Annotated in this window: 18 protein-coding genes; 4 read left to right on the top strand and 14 right to left on the bottom strand. The window is 46.9% G+C overall.

All coding sequences use genetic code 11. From position 1 onward, the window contains the following. Window positions 1-100: 100 nt before the first annotated feature. Both ppnP and tkt read right to left on the bottom strand, forming a co-directional pair. Window positions 101-418, bottom strand: coding sequence for a pyrimidine/purine nucleoside phosphorylase (gene ppnP, locus PPA03S_RS24845; protein WP_062326904.1), 318 nt, complete (start codon window positions 416-418; stop codon window positions 101-103). Between the two features lie 148 nt (window positions 419-566). Continuing rightward, the gene (gene tkt / locus PPA03S_RS24850) at window positions 567-2,609 is read right to left on the bottom strand and encodes a transketolase (RefSeq protein ID WP_062326906.1); all 2,043 of its coding nucleotides are present in this window, start codon (window positions 2,607-2,609) and stop codon (window positions 567-569) included. 430 nt (window positions 2,610-3,039) lie between these two features. Between tkt and PPA03S_RS24855 the strand changes: the two genes are divergently transcribed. Then, a complete protein-coding gene (locus PPA03S_RS24855) occupies window positions 3,040-3,543 on the top strand; it encodes a hypothetical protein (protein WP_062326908.1) in 504 nt (167 codons plus the stop codon). Window positions 3,544-3,620: 77 nt separating this feature from the next. Here the strand turns inward: PPA03S_RS24855 and purU are convergent, their stop codons facing one another. Together purU and PPA03S_RS24865 are read right to left on the bottom strand one after the other, a co-directional pair. Further along, window positions 3,621-4,514, bottom strand: coding sequence for a formyltetrahydrofolate deformylase (purU, locus tag PPA03S_RS24860; RefSeq protein ID WP_062326910.1), 894 nt, complete (start codon window positions 4,512-4,514; stop codon window positions 3,621-3,623). Between the two features lie 22 nt (window positions 4,515-4,536). After that, complete coding sequence (locus PPA03S_RS24865; RefSeq protein ID WP_062326912.1) at window positions 4,537-5,664, bottom strand: deoxyribonuclease IV; 1,128 nt, start codon at window positions 5,662-5,664, stop codon at window positions 4,537-4,539. Window positions 5,665-5,834: 170 nt separating this feature from the next. On the opposite strand from PPA03S_RS24865, the gene PPA03S_RS24870 reads away from it, so the two are divergent. Both PPA03S_RS24870 and PPA03S_RS24875 read left to right on the top strand, forming a co-directional pair. Continuing rightward, window positions 5,835-6,305: a DUF2621 domain-containing protein gene (locus tag PPA03S_RS24870; RefSeq protein ID WP_062326914.1), complete on the top strand. Its 471-nt coding sequence runs from the start codon at window positions 5,835-5,837 to the stop codon at window positions 6,303-6,305. Between the two features lie 165 nt (window positions 6,306-6,470). Further along, on the top strand, window positions 6,471-7,382 hold the full coding sequence (locus PPA03S_RS24875) for a TIGR01777 family oxidoreductase (RefSeq protein ID WP_062326916.1): 912 nt from the start codon (window positions 6,471-6,473) through the stop codon (window positions 7,380-7,382). On the opposite strand, the gene PPA03S_RS24880 is transcribed toward PPA03S_RS24875, so the two are convergent. The 10 genes from PPA03S_RS24880 to PPA03S_RS24925 form a co-directional block, all read right to left on the bottom strand. After that, window positions 7,371-9,278, bottom strand: a complete 1,908-nt coding sequence (locus PPA03S_RS24880) for a DUF6382 and FHA domain-containing protein (protein ID WP_062326918.1) — start codon at window positions 9,276-9,278, stop codon at window positions 7,371-7,373. The genes PPA03S_RS24875 and PPA03S_RS24880 overlap by 12 nt on opposite strands. A gap of 66 nt (window positions 9,279-9,344) precedes the next feature. Next, window positions 9,345-9,857, bottom strand: a complete 513-nt coding sequence (locus tag PPA03S_RS24885; RefSeq protein ID WP_062326994.1) for an A24 family peptidase — start codon at window positions 9,855-9,857, stop codon at window positions 9,345-9,347. Window positions 9,858-9,868: 11 nt separating this feature from the next. Then, complete coding sequence (locus tag PPA03S_RS24890; RefSeq protein WP_062326919.1) at window positions 9,869-10,936, bottom strand: TadE/TadG family type IV pilus assembly protein; 1,068 nt, start codon at window positions 10,934-10,936, stop codon at window positions 9,869-9,871. A 30-nt stretch (window positions 10,937-10,966) separates the two neighbouring features. Then, window positions 10,967-13,177: a hypothetical protein gene (locus PPA03S_RS24895; protein ID WP_062326921.1), complete on the bottom strand. Its 2,211-nt coding sequence runs from the start codon at window positions 13,175-13,177 to the stop codon at window positions 10,967-10,969. Further along, on the bottom strand, window positions 13,174-13,845 hold the full coding sequence (locus tag PPA03S_RS24900; protein WP_062326924.1) for a TadE family protein: 672 nt from the start codon (window positions 13,843-13,845) through the stop codon (window positions 13,174-13,176). The genes PPA03S_RS24895 and PPA03S_RS24900 overlap by 4 nt, the downstream gene beginning before the upstream one ends. Continuing rightward, window positions 13,829-14,017: a Flp1 family type IVb pilin gene (locus PPA03S_RS24905; protein ID WP_062326926.1), complete on the bottom strand. Its 189-nt coding sequence runs from the start codon at window positions 14,015-14,017 to the stop codon at window positions 13,829-13,831. Before PPA03S_RS24905 ends, PPA03S_RS24900 begins: the two co-directional genes overlap by 17 nt. An 11-nt stretch (window positions 14,018-14,028) precedes the next feature. Continuing rightward, entirely contained in the window at window positions 14,029-14,898 is an 870-nt protein-coding gene (locus PPA03S_RS24910; protein ID WP_062326928.1) for a type II secretion system F family protein, read from the bottom strand. 12 nt (window positions 14,899-14,910) lie between these two features. Beyond that, window positions 14,911-15,678, bottom strand: coding sequence for a type II secretion system F family protein (locus tag PPA03S_RS24915; protein ID WP_062326930.1), 768 nt, complete (start codon window positions 15,676-15,678; stop codon window positions 14,911-14,913). 18 nt (window positions 15,679-15,696) lie between these two features. Next, the gene (locus PPA03S_RS24920) at window positions 15,697-16,998 is read right to left on the bottom strand and encodes a TadA family conjugal transfer-associated ATPase (protein ID WP_411835398.1); all 1,302 of its coding nucleotides are present in this window, start codon (window positions 16,996-16,998) and stop codon (window positions 15,697-15,699) included. Beyond that, window positions 16,998-18,218, bottom strand: a complete 1,221-nt coding sequence (locus tag PPA03S_RS24925) for a nucleotide-binding protein (RefSeq protein ID WP_062326934.1) — start codon at window positions 18,216-18,218, stop codon at window positions 16,998-17,000. The genes PPA03S_RS24920 and PPA03S_RS24925 overlap by 1 nt, the downstream gene beginning before the upstream one ends. Window positions 18,219-18,583: 365 nt before the next feature. Between PPA03S_RS24925 and PPA03S_RS24930 the strand changes: the two genes are divergently transcribed. Beyond that, on the top strand, window positions 18,584-18,919 hold the full coding sequence (locus PPA03S_RS24930; RefSeq protein WP_062326935.1) for a hypothetical protein: 336 nt from the start codon (window positions 18,584-18,586) through the stop codon (window positions 18,917-18,919). Window positions 18,920-18,964: the final 45 nt, after the last annotated feature.

An 18,964-nucleotide genomic window follows, 5' to 3' on the forward strand; every position in this document is an offset into this window, starting at 1 on the left:
CGGGACTGACAAGCTTGCAGCCCGAACTTTGTCGTTAAAGTTCAAGAAGCAAAAAGGGTAAACCGAATCCGCATGTTGCGGTTCCGGTTACCCTTTTGTGTTATTCCGCCGGGTACGAACAGCAGTAGTCGGTAACGCTGCGTATCTCCAGTTTGAATTTGGATTCGGCAGGCACGTGGAACGTAGCTTGACCTTGAATCTCTTGCCAATCTTCTTCTCCGGGAAGCAATACGCTCAGGTCGCCGGACAGAATCTCCATAATCTCGCGGGAATCCGTACCGAACTCATAACTGCCTGGTAGCATAATGCCCAGAGTCACCTTGCTGCCATCCCCCAAAATAACTGTTCTGCTGGTTACCTGACCTCCATAATAAATGTTGGCCTCTTTTACTACACTGACTTGATCAAACTGTGACATGCGTACCCGCTCCCCCTGAAGTTAATGAAAACAAAAGGCAAAACAGATCAGGACGGTTGCCCGCCCTTCATCTGTCGGAAATCACTTGCCGCCTGGACAGGACTCGCAGCTTGAGCTCATCCCATTCATTGCAGCGCTTATGAAGCTATTACAGCAATGCATTCACGCGGCTAACCACGTTATCCACAGTGAAACCATACTCCTGGATCACACGGTCGCCAGGCGCGGATGCACCAAATGTGTTGATTCCGAGAATGTCGCCTTGATCGCCGACATATTTTTCCCAGCCCATTGGGTGAGCCATTTCAATCGCCAGACGAGCTTTAACATCCGGAAGCAGGACGGATTCTTTGTATGCTTTGTCCTGTTTCTCGAACAGATCCCAGCTCGGCATGCTGATTACACGAACTTGGATGCCTTGTTCAGCAAGTGCTGCTTGAGCTTTAACAGCCAATTGCACTTCGGAACCTGTTGCAATGATTTGAGCAACAGCTTTGCCATCTTTTGCGTCAGAGACAACATATGCACCACGTTTTACGTTCTCACGGGAACCTTCAACAGTACCTTCCAGAATCGGCAGGTTTTGACGAGTGAGTACGAGTGCAACCGGGTTGCTCTTATTCTCAAGCGCATAAGCCCATGCTGCGGAAGTTTCATTACCGTCAGCCGGACGAATAACCGTCAGGTTAGGAATGATACGCAGGGATGCCAATTGCTCGATTGGTTCGTGGGTAGGACCGTCTTCACCAACAGCGATACTGTCGTGAGTCAGGACGTACGTTACAGGCAGACCCATCAGGGCAGCCAGACGAACAGCTGGACGCAGATAGTCTGTAAATACGAAGAATGTACCTCCGAATACTTTCACACCACTGTGCAGTGCCATACCGTTCATTGCTCCAGCCATACCGAATTCACGGATACCGAAGTAGATGTTGCGACCGGAGTAATCTTCAGGCGTGAAGTTCTCCAGATTGTTCAGGTGAGTCATTGTGGAGCTTTCCAAGTCGGCAGATCCGCCTGTCAGGTTAGGTACGTTATGCGCCAGACCGTTCAGTGCATTACCGGATGCTACACGAGTGGATACAGCTTTGTCTGTTGCTGCATATTTAGGCAGATCGCGATCCCAACCTTCTGGAAGGTCGCCATTGATTGCCGTTTCAAATTGAGCTGCCAGCTCAGGGAAAGCTTTTTTGTACTCAGCAAATTTCTCGTCCCATGCTTTGTTTGCAGAGATACCACGATCTTTCACTTGTGCAAAGTGTTCGCGGACTTCAGTTGGAACGTGGAAATCTTCCTCGTAAACCCATTTGTAAAACTCTTTAGTTAGTTTGGCTTCGTCTGCACCCAGTGGAGATCCGTGAGTACCGCCGTGGCCGCCTTTACCTTGTTTGTTCGGGCTACCGTAACCAATTACAGTTTTAACTTCAATCAGTGTAGGACGAAGCGTATCTGCTTGACCTTCCTCAATTGCTTTTTGGATTGCAGGCAGATCGTTACCATCTTCAACGCGCAGCACTTGCCAGCCATAAGCTTCAAAACGCTTTGCAATGCTTTCGGAAGAAGACAGATTCAATTTACCATCCAAAGTGATGTCATTGGAGTCGAACAACATGATCAATTTGCCCAGGTGCAAACGTCCAGCCAGGGAAGCTGATTCATGGGATACGCCTTCCATCAAGTCACCGTCACCACAGATTGCATAAGTATAGTGGTCGATTACGTTGAATTTATCTTTGTTGTATGTTGCGCCCAGTTGAGCTTCAGCCATCGCCATACCTACAGCCATTGCAATCCCTTGACCCAGTGGGCCAGTCGTTGCATCAACGCCTGCAGTATGTCCGAATTCCGGGTGACCCGGAGTTTTGCTTCCCCATTGGCGGAATTGTTTCAATTCTTCCATAGGAAGATCGTAGCCGCTCAGGTGCAGCAAGCTGTACAGCAACATGGAACCATGTCCTGCAGACAGCACAAAACGGTCCCGGTTAACCCAAGTTGGGTGGTCCGGGTTATGTGTCATCGTTTTTGCAAAAAGTTGGTACCCCATTGGAGCGGAGCCCATAGGCATTCCCGGGTGACCGGAATTTGCCTTCTCGATTGCATCAATCGCCAGTGTACGTACGGTTGTGATCGACAGGTTGTCGATCGTATTGTTCTCTTCCTTTTGAATCGCTTCGTTCTTGTCAGTCATGGTTTGTCCTCCTCATGTCTTTAGATAAGTCGGGTTGCGCAAGCGAATCCCTCTCATCATACAAGTAAACCGAATTTCACAATAAGTGAATCCGCTTGAGTGTTTCATTTTGACTTATTCACTTTTGTATTGTATCACTTGGCGTGAAGCTTTTCCATAACCTTCTTTTAGAAGATCGGGAAAATTCGGCTGATTGTGACGAGGGATTTGTTTCCAGCAGGAAAGAAAACGCTCTGTACAGTGCATTTCAACTTAGGTTCCAGCTCGTTGATCCTCGCAAATCCATCGCATGAAGTATAACCTTTAACCGGAAAACCATACTCTTTTTAGATTTCAAAGTTGTTTTTGCATATAATGGTCCTTAATCCGGTCAGCATTCAGACTATGGTATACATCAGGTTGTACTTCAAAATGAAGGGGAGATTAACACATGCCACATCATTTTGCGAAGCCACCAGTCACGAAGCCAATACAATCGTTAAAGCACATATTACCCTGGAAATGCGGGATTTTAACAGGCATCTTTTCCGGATTTGTGCTTGGATTCTTTTTAAAAGCCATTGAGGCTTCCACCGATGAGAAGGTTTACACCCTGCTATTGAATATCGATTTTGTTCCATGGCTTCCGTCAACATTCCCCGAATACATCGAATTTGCCCTACATCTTGTCGTATCCATAGTCATTGGCACGTTCTACATATGGTGGGTTCAGCGTTCGGGGCATCCAATGTTCAAAGGTATTTTGATCGGCGTCCTCTCTTCCCTCCTGTATATTCCGCTATCTCAGTTGTCTAATCGCGTGCCCGATCTGTACGATGGGAAAGCGATACTATACTGGCTGGCAGGCCATCTGTTGTTTGGTACGGCAATAGGGATATGCGGACAGATCTGGCAGCATACCAAAAAAGGCGAGTTCCCTTTCAAACATGACTAGGGAATTCGCCTTTTCTTTGGACAGAAATAGAAATTATATCGTTTCGAATCAACCTTGCACAGTATTAAAGCATCAGCTTAAAATACAACCGTTTTATTCTCATGAACCAGAACACGATCTTCGACATGCCATTTGACAGCGCGAGCAAGAACTACACGCTCAATGGTACGTCCAATCCGTTTAAGTTCACTTACATCATCCCCGTGGCTGACACGCTGTACATCCTGTTCAATGATCGGTCCGCCATCCAGTTCTTCCGTAACATAGTGAGCTGTTGCACCGATAATTTTCACACCGCGGTTGTACGCTTGGGCATACGGCTTACCACCAACAAAGGCTGGCAGGAACGAATGATGAATGTTAATGATCCGGTTGCGGAAATGCTCAATGAACATTGGGGAGATAATCTGCATGTAACGTGCAAGGATAATCACATCGATATCATCGCCAATGACGTCGAGCTGACGTTGTTCCGCATCCTTCTTCGTATCTGCTGTAACCGGAATATGATGATAAGGAATGCCAAATGACTCCACATAATCCTTCATGTCCAGATGATTGCTCACGACAAGCGCGATATCTGCATCCAGGTCGCCAGCCTGCCATTGCCATAACAGCTCGACCAGACAGTGGTCTTCCTTGGATACAAAGATGGCAAGTTTCTTCTTGCGGCTAACCGCAGAAAGACTCCAATCCATTTTGAAACGACCTGCGACTTCTGCAAAATCCGCTTCCAGTTTGGGCAGGTTCAATGATAACTGCGGTAGATCGAATTCGATCCGCATGAAAAACATACCGCCAGCCGGGTCCATGGTGTACTGGTCCGACTGTACAATGTTTGCACCATGCTGGTGCAGGAAATGCGATACTGCGGCAACAATTCCGGGTCCATCCGGACAGGAAATAAGCATCCGCGCCCGATCGGCGCGGTTTTTTACATCAGGACGTACTTGTTTAGCGTGAATCTCCATCGGGTTATTCTTCCTCCTTCAACTAGGCCGTGACAAAAATTTCTTTTCCTGCTAGCCAGGCAATCAAACGATGATTCAGTTGTTCTTCACTCAAATGCGGGAAAAGTGCAGCTTCAGCCACAAGGTCATACAGACGTTCCAAAGGCTCACGCGGATCGGCTTTTTTGGCTTTGGCATCATTTTTGAGCAATGTCCAGATATCCAGAACATACGAACGGGACTCAATCTCTTTTCCTTGGAAGAAGTGATGCAATTGTTCCACTTCTGTCAGGAATTCCGGACCGAATCGACCAGCGACATCCCCGCGCAGCAGCGCGATCTCCACTTCATACATTGGACGCTGTGTTTTGGCTTCCTTCCCAATCCAAGGCGTCTCCAGAATAAACGGACGGCCCTGAAGGGCCTCGTGATGCACGATACGGTTAATCGCCTCAAAACCTATCCAGCCGGAGCCAATCGGAGTATGACGGTCCTTATGCGCACCCACAGCGTTCTTACTATCATTAATATGCATTACGGCAATGCGGTCAAGCCCTACCGTACGATCAAATTGTTCAAGAACACCATCCAGGTCGTTCACGATATCATAACCTGCGTCATGAATGTGACATGTGTCCATACATACCGTAAGACGTTCATTGTGTGTAACCTTCTCCATGATCTGAGCGATCTCTTCAAAGCTGCGGCCCATTTCAGTTCCTTTGCCAGCCATCGTTTCCAGAGCGATATTTACATCCGTCTCTTTTACACCGTCCAGCACTTCATTCAAACCTTCAGCGATACGTCCGATGCCATAGTGAGCATCCTTGTCCGTAAATGCGCCGGGATGCAGCACGATATTTTTGACACCAATCGCATGTGTACGGCGAATCTCTTCCTGAAGGAAACTTACTGCGAGCTCATACGTGTTTTCTTTGTAGGAACCGAGGTTAATAATGTATGGCGCATGGACAACGATATCTTCCATCCCGCCTTCTTGCATGGCAAGCTTGCCTTCCTCAATAAACATGGACTCAATAGGCTTGCGACGGGTATTTTGCGGTGCACCCGTATATATCATAAACGAACTGGAACCGTACGAAGCCGCTTCCTTCGTTGCACTTAATAATCCCTTGTCCGAAAAGGACACATGGGAGCCGATTTTCAGCATCATTGATCCCCCTTTTTCTGAATTATCCCTTATTCTAACGCGATTATCGAAATAAATCTAGAAATGCGCTATAATTCGGGGTACAGGCTATTTTTTACAGCTGATATTTGGAACATGGGCGGGCGGATTCCGTCTTTCCGTGGAAATCAATGAACCGAGGTGACTCCGCAATGATTTTCGGCTTCTTCGCTTTGACGTTGACCAGCAGTTCCCCCAGCAATTGGTTTATGAATACGATGGCATTCTGGACATTTGTTTTACTTGGAAGCATGTGTGTTGGCGGATTTTTTATGATGCGCAAGTTTCTGAAAGTGCTGCCAAAGGCAGACGGAAAATCCAAGCTCGATTGGCAGAATTATTGGGTGGAAGCCAGCCGCCACTTGTGGACCGATGAAGCAAAATCTTTTTTGGACCAGCTTGTGGAGCCTGTGCCTGGACCATTTCGCGATATTGCCAAGCATTCTATTGCTGCTGAGATCGGTAAAATTGCGGTTGAAGACAATGCGTCTGAAGTATCCAGAGATCATTGCATTAAAGGATACATCATCGCCACACCGAAGCGGGATAATAAATTTCTGGTGAAATTTCTGGAGAAAAACCAAATTGACTATTCGCCTTATAAACATTTGATGAATAAATAGAAGTACTACTTTCAATCAATGAAGCGTCACTATATCAGTTACATATCGGCCAACATGCCCCGTGAGGTAAGCCATTCCCAGCAGGCAGCACTTACCATCCGGGGCTGTTTGTTGATCGGAGAATACACATCACATTCCAGCAGAATTTCAAGGAGGACGTCAAAGATGAAGATTGCAATTTGTGGAGGTACTGGTTTTGTCGGAGGGGCACTCGTGGATTACTGGCTTCAGGCAGGACATCATGTGAAAGTTATTACACGTAAGCTTCCAGATTTACATAACCCTAGCCACAACCTTACATATATTTCATGGGAACAGGTAGAGGAACAGCCTCATTTGCTGGAAGGAATGGATGCCCTGGTTAACCTTGCCGGGGAAACGTTGAATCAACGGTGGACAACCAAAGCGAAGCTGGAGATCGTTCAATCCAGAGTAACCACCGTAGCCCGTGTAGCTAGATTGATAGATTCACTGGAGCACAAGCCGGAGGTGGTCGTTCAGGCATCTGCCATGGCAATCTACGGAACCTCTTCCACAGAAACATTTGATGAGAACAGTCCACAACAATCAATGAATTTCCCCTCCCGCGTCTCGGAGCAATGGGAAGTTGCTGCTGAAGCCATTAAACATGTGAGACTCGTAAAAATTCGTGTCAGCCTGGTATTGGGTCATAAAAGAGGTGCTTTTCCATTAATGAAATTACCCTATATGCTTGGCGTTGGGGGCAGGGTTGGAAGTGGTAAACAGTGGACCAGTTGGATTCATATTATGGATATTGTACGGTTGATTGATTTTACAATCCATAATAAAGAAATCTCTGGCCCGGTAAACGCCTCTTCACCCAACCCGGTTACCAACGATGAATTTGGGCGCACGGTAGGCAAAGTGTATCATCGCCCACACTGGTTTCCCGTACCAGCTGTTCTGATCAAGGCACTGGTTGGAGAACTTTCTGTGGTGCTTCTTCAAGGACAGCGGGTTATCCCGCAAAAAGCACTGGATCACGGATTCCAGTTCACGTTCCCTACATTAACCAAAGCACTTGAAGATTTGAAACACCGCGGCTTATCCGACTGATCGATACGTGTAAACAGACTCAGCCAACGTAAAGGTGTCCCCATCTTCAAGTGGGTACTCTTTGTATGGAGCAAGAACATTGCCCTGAAGAATGGTTCCATTCACAGAACCCAGGTCCTTAATCACATAGCCCGATTTGTTCCGGCTCAATTCCACATGAGCACGGGACACGCCGGTTGTTGAATCAACCCATTGAACCATATCCGCTGATCTTCCAATGACAAACGATGCTCCTCGGACATCCATCCGTTCATTTTTGTCTCCGGTTGCTGATCTGCGTTCAAGATAAAAAGAAGGAACCACTGGACCTGCTCCTGTAATGCCACCTTGGGACATGCTCTGCAAGTTTACCGTTGCATCCGCTCCCGCATTATGACGGGGTAAGTCTCCTGTCTCAGCCGCGACTTCGACAACATGCTGAACAAGTGGTATCTCCGATTCAAAAACATCATTGTTCCCCAACCGGGAATGGTGCATGTCAGCAAAACTTTCCTGATTGGTGTAACCTTGTCCTTTAACACTGCCCTCGGCCGACATATCCGAAACATTCCAACGCCAGCTTTCCTGAAACATTTCTTCTTTGCTCTCTTTCTGCTTGATACCTCCTCTGCCCAATCCAAAAAAGGCTGAGCGCTTATTGGATGACTCCTTCTGTAATCCGCCCGTTATTCTCTCTACCTGAAAACGTCCATTACGCAGCTGTTCCCATTCCTTATCTTCAGTGAAATCCGCATTTTCTGCTTCCCCCAGCTTTTTGCCTTGCAGATTGGATTTCGATTTTGCCCATTTACCCTTGGTCACCCATACCCAACCCGCAACTCCAAGCAATGCAACACTCAATGCTGCAGATAGAATCATTTGTGCCTGACCGGGCTGTTCCATATAAATAAATCTCCATATTAACGCCATGGCTACCATACAGCCCAAAATGATATAGGTCACTTTGGACCCCGACTTCTCTTCCTCTTCCAAAACCTCTCCCTGAAAAGAATCAAACGTTCGATGCTGAGAGGGATCTCTAGCACCATTGGAATGGAATGAAGAGTCTCCTGATGAATGTTTTCCGGAAGAGCCCGAAAAATGGTTGTTGCGCGAAATCTCTTCCTCCGGCACAGACTTCTGTGGTAGCTGACGTGAATTCATCTGCTTCCCAGCAGCATTATTTCGATTGGATTGACGATACTGATTTTGGCCAGTTCTACTTGAAAGCAGTTCATCTCCCCGCTCAGGCGTCACCAATGGTGAACGATCCAACTTGCTGTCTACTGATCCGGACGAAGCACGTGAGGACAGAACTGATGCATGGCCTGAACCGCTCTGCTCATCCGCATATAATTCCAGTAATAGCTCACGCAACCGTCTGATATCCCAGTGCTCGCTGTCACACATCTGGAGGACACGCTGAATGCCTTCGCCCTGAAGTTCCTGCACATGGGCCATGAGCCTGATCACGAGTTCACGGAATTGCTGAGGGGTCGGGTCTATCTCGACCGTATCCATAATCGGGATGTATACCATGCCAAGTTCTCCCTGTTCCATTGAACCATCAATGAATATGTAATCTTCCTGCATCTGTAATTTACGGGAGTCCAGCATATATTGCCTGCATTCCGTGAAGGTGTCCGCCAGTTGAAACAACAGACCATATAACACATGCAACTCTATTTTTCCGGACTTTAACATCTGGGACAACATCTTGTACCCAGAAATGTCATAATGCAGCGTTACATTTCGATCCAGTTCCCGGATATGGACAGGAAGAAGCCTTGGAATCTGATTGGAAGACAACATGCCCATCTGCACGCGGCTCAGTTCATCCATCCGCAATCCTTCCTCTTTCTCCAAAACCATGAATGCCCCGCCATTTCGAATAAAATCTCTCTTTAATCCATACATGCCAATCCTCTCTTTCCGTTACCGTTAATAAGGTATTAGCCAAACTCTACACACCTATAGACTTTTTTATGAAGTCATGTAGAAATAGGCACTGATGAATCCAGGCAAAACGGCCAGCATAAAGGGAAACTTCAACGTCTTTTCCTTGTTAACCAACTTAAGCGAGCCCAGCATGAAGAAACCCGCAAGATTCCCTGCCATACCACGAATTCGCTTCCCTGAATCCCTGCGGAACAATAGAATGACCAGGCCGATTGCCCCTGCATACAAAACGGAATAAATAATAACATGAACACCAAAGGCCAGCCCCGTCCATGCACCCATTCCACCAAACCATTTCACATCTCCCGCACCTACTGCCCCGATCATATACATCAGAAGCAACACACCGAACCCAACTGCGAATCCGACTGCTGAGAACAGAAATCCCTCCCAGCCTCCCGAAATGATATGAGCCAGAAACCCCGCCGCAGTAACTGGTATAGTTAAACGATTAGGGATTTTCATCGAACGAACGTCTGTAACAAAAGCTGCAATTACGTATAGACCACAGGCCAAATAAAACCATTCCACCTCCATCATCCCCTTCATTATTTTCTGGAAGCCACATTAAACTCAGTTACCGTCTTCGCACCATCCGCTGTCTCTACAACAAATGACCAGGTGCCCTCCGTGGTACGTGTGCCAACAAACCAGTTCCACTCAATTACACCATGTTCATCGGCAGTCGCCCATCCGATATGCTTGGCTGAACTTTCACCGGACTTGTAAAAAATCGTTAAATTTGCTGTAGCTCCGGGCTCCACTTTAACCTTAATTGTCGCATTATTGCCTATGTATGCCGGCTCCGGCTTGGATAACACGATTGCTGCTCCTGCAGAATCAGCTTCTCCCCCACTACTATTGGAGCCTTCTCCGGTATCTCCGATCCATACCCGTTCTGCTGCAGCCGCTTGAATGCGTAATGACTTTCCCAGAAAGGGAACTTTAACAGGCAATTCATAGCTCAATTCAAGCCGGAAGTAAGGATTCGTTTTATTTTTGAGATCAGGTATGGAAATCCCGTTAACATGCACACGCTCTACATCCAGCACAGAAGTATTAATAAAAGGCTTGAGCAGCGGTTTTACGGCCGGATCAAGAACGGTCTCTAGAACGGATGTTTTGATCTCCTGTAAAGGTTGTTCACCTCTTGCAGCGGCTGCACGCACCCAATCGCTTAACGGCTCCGGTAGCGAAGAGGCATACTCTTCAGCCCATTCCTTCAGGGAAAACTCAGGAACTCTCCATCCACCTTCCGAACCTCCATTGCCAGCGGAATCAGAAGGCGTGAATACTAGGGAAACCGGATATATTTGGGCAGATAATTGCTTCACTGCTTCACCTGCTGTGCTCTGCAACGCTGTCGATACCAATGTCATCTGTACAATGTAAATCAGGAACATGACAAAGAACAAAAACACAGGCAAAACCAATGAGGCTTCCAAAACGATGCTACCTTGTTCCCTTTCTGGAGAATGTACCTTATCAGGTGAACATACCTTTTCAGGTAAACGTCTCTGTTCACGCCGGGATTTCAGCTTTTCCATTTTGCGTATTTGTGTTAGTCGATTCTGTAAACATGCCAATTTTTTTTGCTGCTGATGCTGCTTATCCATAATCCCTCCACCGAAACGACCCAAATTACCTTAGTAGGAATAATCGGCCTTCCGATCAATGAAAAATCGCCCATCTTCCACCTGGTCTGCACTGCCCATAACAGCGCCTATGCTTTTGGTGACCCCTGGCAGAAACCACAGCTTGATACTGCTGCGCATATTGCCCGAAGCATATGTCTGTTTCTCATCCGGATTCACACCGGTATTCATTCGAATCAAAGCCAACATTCTGGACATTTTGCGTTCATTGTTGCTATGCATCAGCAGAAACAGCCTAAGATGGTCTCTGTAGGTAAGCTTGACTTTGATATACTTGGATAGTTCCACGCTTCCTTCTTTGGCCAATTTCACCATATCTGCTATGGCGTTTGTAATTCCGTATAAGATCGCCGCAGACAATACAAGTAGTGGATTCCCAAGCTTACTGTTCTCCATTAACCCTTCTGCTGTTCGAATAGCCAGACGCATACCAAAGATCTCCGCATAAGCAGCGGCAATGTTACCAGAAGGATTATGAAAACCATATATGATATACTCCAGTTCCTGATTTTCCAGTTTGAACACTTCACCGGCATCTCCACTACCTTCGGTCCAGCTCAACAACTGTCCAAAATCCATTGAATTGAAATACGCCAGCGCATACTCATTCTGGAACAATTCATCACCAAGGCTATCCAGCAGGTTGGACATCCCGCCGAACAGACTGTCCATCCCGGTCATCGCATCCCCACCGGAGTCATACGGGTCACCAGCAATCTCTGCCTTTTTGACTTCCTCACGGCTTGCCTCGTTAAAGGAAAGGTTGGCGTTATAGTACTCTTCCAGCTGTTTGAAAGCTTCCATTGATCCAGAGCTTCCCTTTTCAATCTGTGATAATATGCGTTTAACATCCTTCAACTTCCCTTTGGATTCCTTGTCATTTGCTTTGCGCTGGGCATCGGATCCTCGACCGCTCTCCAACTGCTGTTTGCTTTGAAAAATGACATTGGAGGATCCACTTCTCACGTAAGTGTCCATGTATCGTTCCGTGACCTGACTAGCCTGCCTAACCGCTGGTTTAATGGGAACACCGCTCATTACCGTAACAGTGCGAAGTTGGATATTAAGCTCCATACTGTCATTTCTGACATTGGTAAAATCCGAATTTTGTGAACGAACACGTGCATTCAACTGATCAAAAAGTGTGTCGGCTCTTACAAGTTCCGAAGCAAGGGAGCGTGTACTCTTGGCTTCACTTCCCGATCCGGTAGACGGAGGGCTCGTCCCAGGCAGCGATGAGTTGCCTACTTTTTCGTAACTGGCATTCTGTGAACGGTTCTCCCCTTCAGCGATTACCTGCTTCATTTCCTCATTGATTTTGCGCGCTTCTTCAATCTTGGCTTGGGCTTCCTCCAATTTTGTCTGGTGTGCCTGCAATGCTGGCTGAATGATCATGCTTATGCCTGTCGCCACATTCCCTACGCCTGTCCTATACCGGGCCAGCTCCAGAATGTACTGCTGCTGGTTGAATGGCAGTCCCTCATCCATTTGTTTCTTGTTCAAATAATCGGCATAACGCGCTGCTGCTTCGGCAGCTGTCTCTGGCGTCTCTCTTAGCATCTCATCGTACATGGCAGAGGAAGGCGGATTCATGATCAGCGTGGGCAGTTTCTTCAGCTTTTCGGCAGATTCCGTCTGATTGGCTATCGCTTCGTCCAGCAATTCCTCACGTTTGTCATAAAGCTTCTGCAATTTTTTGAGCAAATCCACGGTATGGGCAGCTTCTTTCATCTCTTCCGACATCGGCTTAAACCGATTGACCACTTCTAGGGTAAAATCAACCGGCGCTCGATATTTCATATCTTCCTGAATCTGACGATTAAAAATATCGTATCTTCCCAGTTCACGCTCCATGCTCAATGAAGTGGTATCCCATTGGATATCCAAAATTGGAAAACCATCTTTCACAGCTGAGGGCTTCACACTATCATTCAGTACCTTGGCCATGATTTCCTCACCACTGCTGTCACCATAGCCGAATAACCCATACTCCCGCAGGGACGGATCATATGCTGACATCACTGATCTCATCGCTGCATGCGTCATTCGTTCTGCCTGTACTTTGAAAGCAGCAATACGTGCATAATCAATGAAAATGGAAACAAACATAAAGATTCCAGCCAAAATCAAGATCAAGAATACGGTTACGGCTCCGGATTCACCGTCTTTTTTTCTGAACAGCGCTTCCTCCTCCCTCCTCATTTGGTTTTGCCAAAATGCTGCACAACCTGTCCTGCTTCAGCGGCAGTACTGGCTGCGGTTTCGCCCTTTCCTTTAAACCTGGCTGTATAATAACGGACCAGATCCACCGTTCGAATGAATTCCGTTGGTTCTACAACTGTAGATGATCCATGCGTGAGTACACTGTTACCTGAATCAAATAAAAAAGAAGGCAGCGGTAATGAAATCACCTGCTCCAGCTTGGTCGTTACTTTTCGCTGGACCAGTGAGTTCTGATAATCAATGGTTCCGTTCATGCCGGAAGGCATGCCTTGTGCAGCCTGGGAAAGTTTCTTTTCCGATAGACCTCCGCCTTCTCCTGCTGGCACAGAAACCATAATCTCATTATCCGCTCCCGCCCAGCCAAACAGCGCTCCAAGCAATCGATCATCGGTCAATCTCCAGTACAAATTGTCATGCTTCCCAGCCACAACTTCACCCGTCATTGCCTGTTTATAGCTGTTGTCCCAGCTGTAGGCGGCACGTTCCGAAGATGCGTACGCATGCTGGTTCAGAAATGTCTTCTGATACATGTACATGGAGAAAAAGAGAATCAGGACGAGAATAAACAACACAACAGGGAAGACCAGGGAGGCTTCAATGGTGAAGCTCCCTTCTTCCTTTTTAAAATTTTTATTCAAAAAACTCATTACTTTTATTGCTAACATTTTTCAACAATCTTTCTACTAATGCCTTAATTTGATCTTTAAAAATCAATGCAATAATGATAATTACACCAATAATCAGAATCAATTCCAGTGTACCGAGCCCGTCTTCTTCCTTCCAAAATGCAGTTGCCTTGCTTTTCATCAATTCCAGCATCCCTATTCCTCCTACATATTCATCATCATAAAAGCTGGTGCTCCGATCATCACCACGATCGAAAAAAAGATCAGTACCATCGGAAATACCAGTTTGGAAGAAGCCTGTTCTCCCTTTGCCCGACTCACGGCCTTGCGTTTCTCCCACAACACATGTGACAGATCCCGCAGCGCCAATACAAAGTCACCTCCCCCTCGCCGGAAATTCAACAGTACTGTTGTTGTAAATATCGTCACTTCCTGTACACCACAGCGGCGGCTAAACTGTTCAAAGGATTGTTGAAACGAATAACCGTTGTTCCAGTCTCCAACTGTTCTTCGCAGCTCGTTGTATAGAGGATGATCCCGTTCTTCCTGACTGGCTACACAATGTACAATGGCGCGTTGCACCGTTTCTCCTGCACCAACCAGCAGAACAATTCGGTTCAGCAGCTCCGGTAACTCCATGAGTATGTCCTGATCTCTTCGCTGCACCTTCGTGTTAAGATCTTTGTAGAGTGCAAAGGGCAGCACAACACCCAACGCCAGTCCACCGACCATACCTCCCAGCCCCATATCGCCAACGAGTGACAACAGGCATCCTACGAGTAACATCAGCCACGAATACGTCAGCATTTCAGCACTGTAAAGCATCGTTTTTTCTCCACTATGCTGTATGCCATACATTTTCTGAATAGCATGCTGCATGCGGAACATGAGTACAGGCAATCTACGGCCCACCTCAAACTTCTCCAACAAAAACAGAAAGGGACCATGCAGCTTCTTCAGACGTAATCCTTCCATATCCAGTTTGCGCAAATGCCGATAGGTCTGCCCTCGCGTTCGATCCAGCACCAGCCATCCCGCCCCGAGCATCCCTCCAAAAATAACAGGAAGCAGCATCGTGTCATCTCCTTATACTTTGATATCCATAATGCGTATAATCCACAGATAACAACAGGCAAGTAAAGCCAGTGCACCACTGGAGATCAGATAACCCATCCCGCTGTATAATGGCTCCATAAAATCCTTGGCCGTAAAGTTGAGAAAAATCAGAAAAATAAACGGAGCGGCAAACATCACTTTGGATTCAAACTTTTTCTGTGCCACTGCCACCATGATGTCCTGCTGGATATCCAGCTTCTCACCAATGACCGCTGAGGTCCGTCTCACAACTTCAACCAGATCTCCACCGGTTCGCTTACAAGTGATAAACACATCGGCAAAGTTTGTAATATCCTCAATTTTGGCACGATCCGAGAAGTCTTGCAGCGCCTCTTCGATGGGCTGACCATACTCCATCCTCGTCCTCAGAATAGTGAATTCACGGATAAGATCCGTATCCGCTTCAGGGTTCAGCATGCGCAGATCCTCCACGGATTCCTTAAAACCGTTTTCTACTGATTTTCCCGCAGCAAGCGCGGAGGACAACGCGTATAATGCCTGTTTAAAATGTAAACTTAGCGTCATTCTTCTCCGTTCCAAAAGCACCCTGGTCCAATGTTTTGGTACCCATATACACCCCACAGCCAATATCATTCCGGCCAACCAGTGGTGATAGAACAGAATACCGATACCGAAGAATAACAAACCGCTAATCAGCATGCAGACCATCCGCTGTCTCCCGGATAACGTATATACGGTGTAGTCCGTTAACGCTTGTCTGGCCTCGCCCAATTTCATCACCTTCCAATAAATCAACTAATTTACGTTGTTATCTGATTCATTTAACCCATCACTATAACGTCCTATGTACTCGTTCAGCCATTCCCCAAGTCCCGCCATCTGAATCTTGTCCACTTGTCTTAGCTTCCCTACTTGCACGAGTCCGCCAATAATTCTGCCTTCTTTTTCTTCGATCTCTTGGAAACGAAATAGTGGATTCAGCAGTACTTCTCCCTCCTGCATACCGATCACTTCGCTAATTTCGGTTACCCGACGCGAACGGTCTCGCATCCGGGATAAATGAACAAAGATATCAATGGCCGAGCTAATCTGCTGCCGAACAACTGCAATGGGAAGATCCGCTCCGCTGAGCACCATGGTCTCCAATCTGCTGATCATATCCGAGATTGTATTCGCATGTCCTGTGGACAAGCTTCCATCATGTCCAGTATTCATGGCCTGCAGCATATCCAGCGCTTCCGCTCCCCTCACCTCACCAATGACAATTCGGTTCGGACGCATCCGCAAGGACGACTTAATCAGGTCCCGAATGGATATTTGCCCCTTGCCCTCGGTATTGGCATTGCGCGTCTCCAGCGATACCAGATTCGGCACCGTGACAATCTGCAATTCAGCAGAGTCCTCAATCGTAATAATCCGTTCATCCGCCGGGATATACTGGGATAATGCGTTGAGAAAAGTTGTTTTTCCCGATCCGGTTCCACCGCCGATAAAAATATTGTATTTGCTGCGCACTAGCTGCTGCAGCAATTCTGCCGCTGCCTCATGCAGGGCACCTTTATCAATCAGATCGGACATCTTCATCGGTTCACTCGGGAACTTCCGAATCGTCATAGTGGGGCCTTTCAACGCAATCGGAGGCAGCACGATATTAACCCGCGAGCCATCTTTCAACCGCGCATCCACGATTGGAAAAGACTCATTCACAATCCGGTTCACGCCGGATACAATCATCTGAATGATGTCTTCCAGCCTTTCCTTAGACTCGAACTCCAGCGTGATCTGTCTGACTTCACCTTCCTGCTCAACAAAAATCTCCCGGTGACTGTTGATCATAATCTCTGTAATCTCGGGATGATCCACTAATGGCTGCAAAATATCCAGTCCTCGAAAGGAGTCAAATAACCGCTGTACCAGCGTATGGCGCTCCCCGGAGGTCAGATCATCCAGCTTCGGATCAGAAAGTACTTTACGCTCAATCCCCTGCCACAGTTCTTCATCTCCGGCAGAGGACGTCAAATCCAGGCCAGCCCTGACTTCTCTACGCATGATCTGAAATTGATCTTCACGATCCAACGTCATCTTGGACGAATCCATCATAATGACCACCCATCACCCTTATGGAATCGTCCCGCCTTCAGTTCTTCTTCCCCGTCCTGTACGATCATGGCGCAGAGTCTCTTCACTTCGCGTTGAAAGATCGGCGAACTAAGCATCACTTCTTCCTGACTCAGCTGCTTCCAGGAAGGGATATAGGGCAGCACTGCGTCCAGATGCAGGTCGGGTCTTGGCAAGACGTTGATGACACTATCCCGGTACTTGTTGACAATGAAGCGGGCACGATCCAGTACACTTTCATGCAGTTCCGGCCTTGTACGCTCCATATGCTGCATCCATTGACCCCAGCGGTGCATAGAAGAGATGTCATCCTCGACCAGCCAGACGAATGCATCTGCACGATCCAAAATCCCCTCACTGCGTCCATCCCAACCTGAATCCCCATCCAGAATAAGCACATCATACTGCCCGCAGTCTGCCAGATACCGGATCAGGCTTTTCGTATCCTCATGGGACATTTGCAGCAGTTCCTTCCGATTGGACAGCGGCCAGAATACATCCGACTTCAACCCTTCGTGACGAAGCACGTAGCTGTCAACGCCTTTGGACAAAGATTGTACTTGTCCCGGATTACCTGATTCCTTCCTGCCTACCTTCAAATCGTAAAGCAGACGTGACAGCCCTACTTCTGTATCAGGTGTACGCTGTCCACTTTTAGACAACCCCTTTTCCAGAAACGGCATCGAGCTATCCAGCGTCTCCAAATTGAGATATAGAACAGCATATCCTGCAATCCCCAGCTGCTTCGCCATATGCATTGCCACCGCAGTCTTCCCACTTCCTCCTGAGGCAGATACAACTGCAATGGATAGCGTCTCCTGTCCTGGATGATGGATCTTCCTCCGACGCGGCTGCCGACAAGCATTAAGAACAGCGTCTAACAGTGCAGACAAAGGTTGATATTTCATCAGCCGTTTGTCCTCATCCACCTCATCCAGTCCTTCACTGAGCGTCAACCAGGGAATACCCGATGTTTCGCCACCATTACTCAGCCAGTTGCTGAGAAACTCCGGTTCCGCAATCACCAGATCCGGCATTTCCCTGCCTTCCTGTTCGATCATGTGATCCTTGAACGGTTCCCATTGTGAAAAGGCGGTAAAGCGTATACTGGAGCCGGACTGGCTCCCTTGTACAAAATCAAGCCAGGCATTGATATATTCTTTGTCTTTGGAAGCCAGCACTGCATTTAGAACAATCAATTTTTCTTCCCTCCCTGCAAAAAAAGCACAAAAAAGCACCGCCCATTAACCGCAAATATGCAGTATATGGACGGTGCTTCCGTCACGTGCTATGAATGTATGGATAATATAGCATACAATTTCTGGGGGAGCAAGGGATTTATTTCTGTTGTTCCACGTCAAAACATCCTCAACTATTCACCCATATCGAATAATGTCTATCCGTTTTTATGAACTTGCTCTTTACAAAATTAAAAATCTCAAAACTATTATATAGTTCACATAATATTCATCCACAAACAAACCATTTTTACCAATCTTAATTTACTTTTGGATATATATTCTATATAATAGAATTGTATTCCAAATATGAGAGGATGATAACGATGAAAAAGAAACTTATTACTGGTTTATTAACTGTCGTTGCCTGCTTCACTGTTGGATCTACATCTTTTGCAGCTAGTACTACATCAGTTCCTAATACTACTCTACCAGAAACCTCCAATGTGATTACTCTAGCAGATCAAATTTCCGTCCCTATTAGTTTGAGAGTTGGCGAGAGCATTACAGTTGCTGGCTCCAACTTTTGGATTAGCGGAGATTATGGCGGTATTTATCTAAATCAACAAGGATTAATAATTGGACTGTCACCAGGAGTTTGTACAGTAGTTGGAGATTTACCTAACGGTGATACTGTACTCTACACTGTCACTGTAAGATAAACTTATACCTAACCAGAGGGGATGTAACCCATCCCCTCTTTCCTA

This window comes from Paenibacillus pabuli NBRC 13638 (genome assembly GCF_001514495.1).
Taxonomy (GTDB): Bacteria; Bacillota; Bacilli; order Paenibacillales; family Paenibacillaceae; genus Paenibacillus; species Paenibacillus pabuli.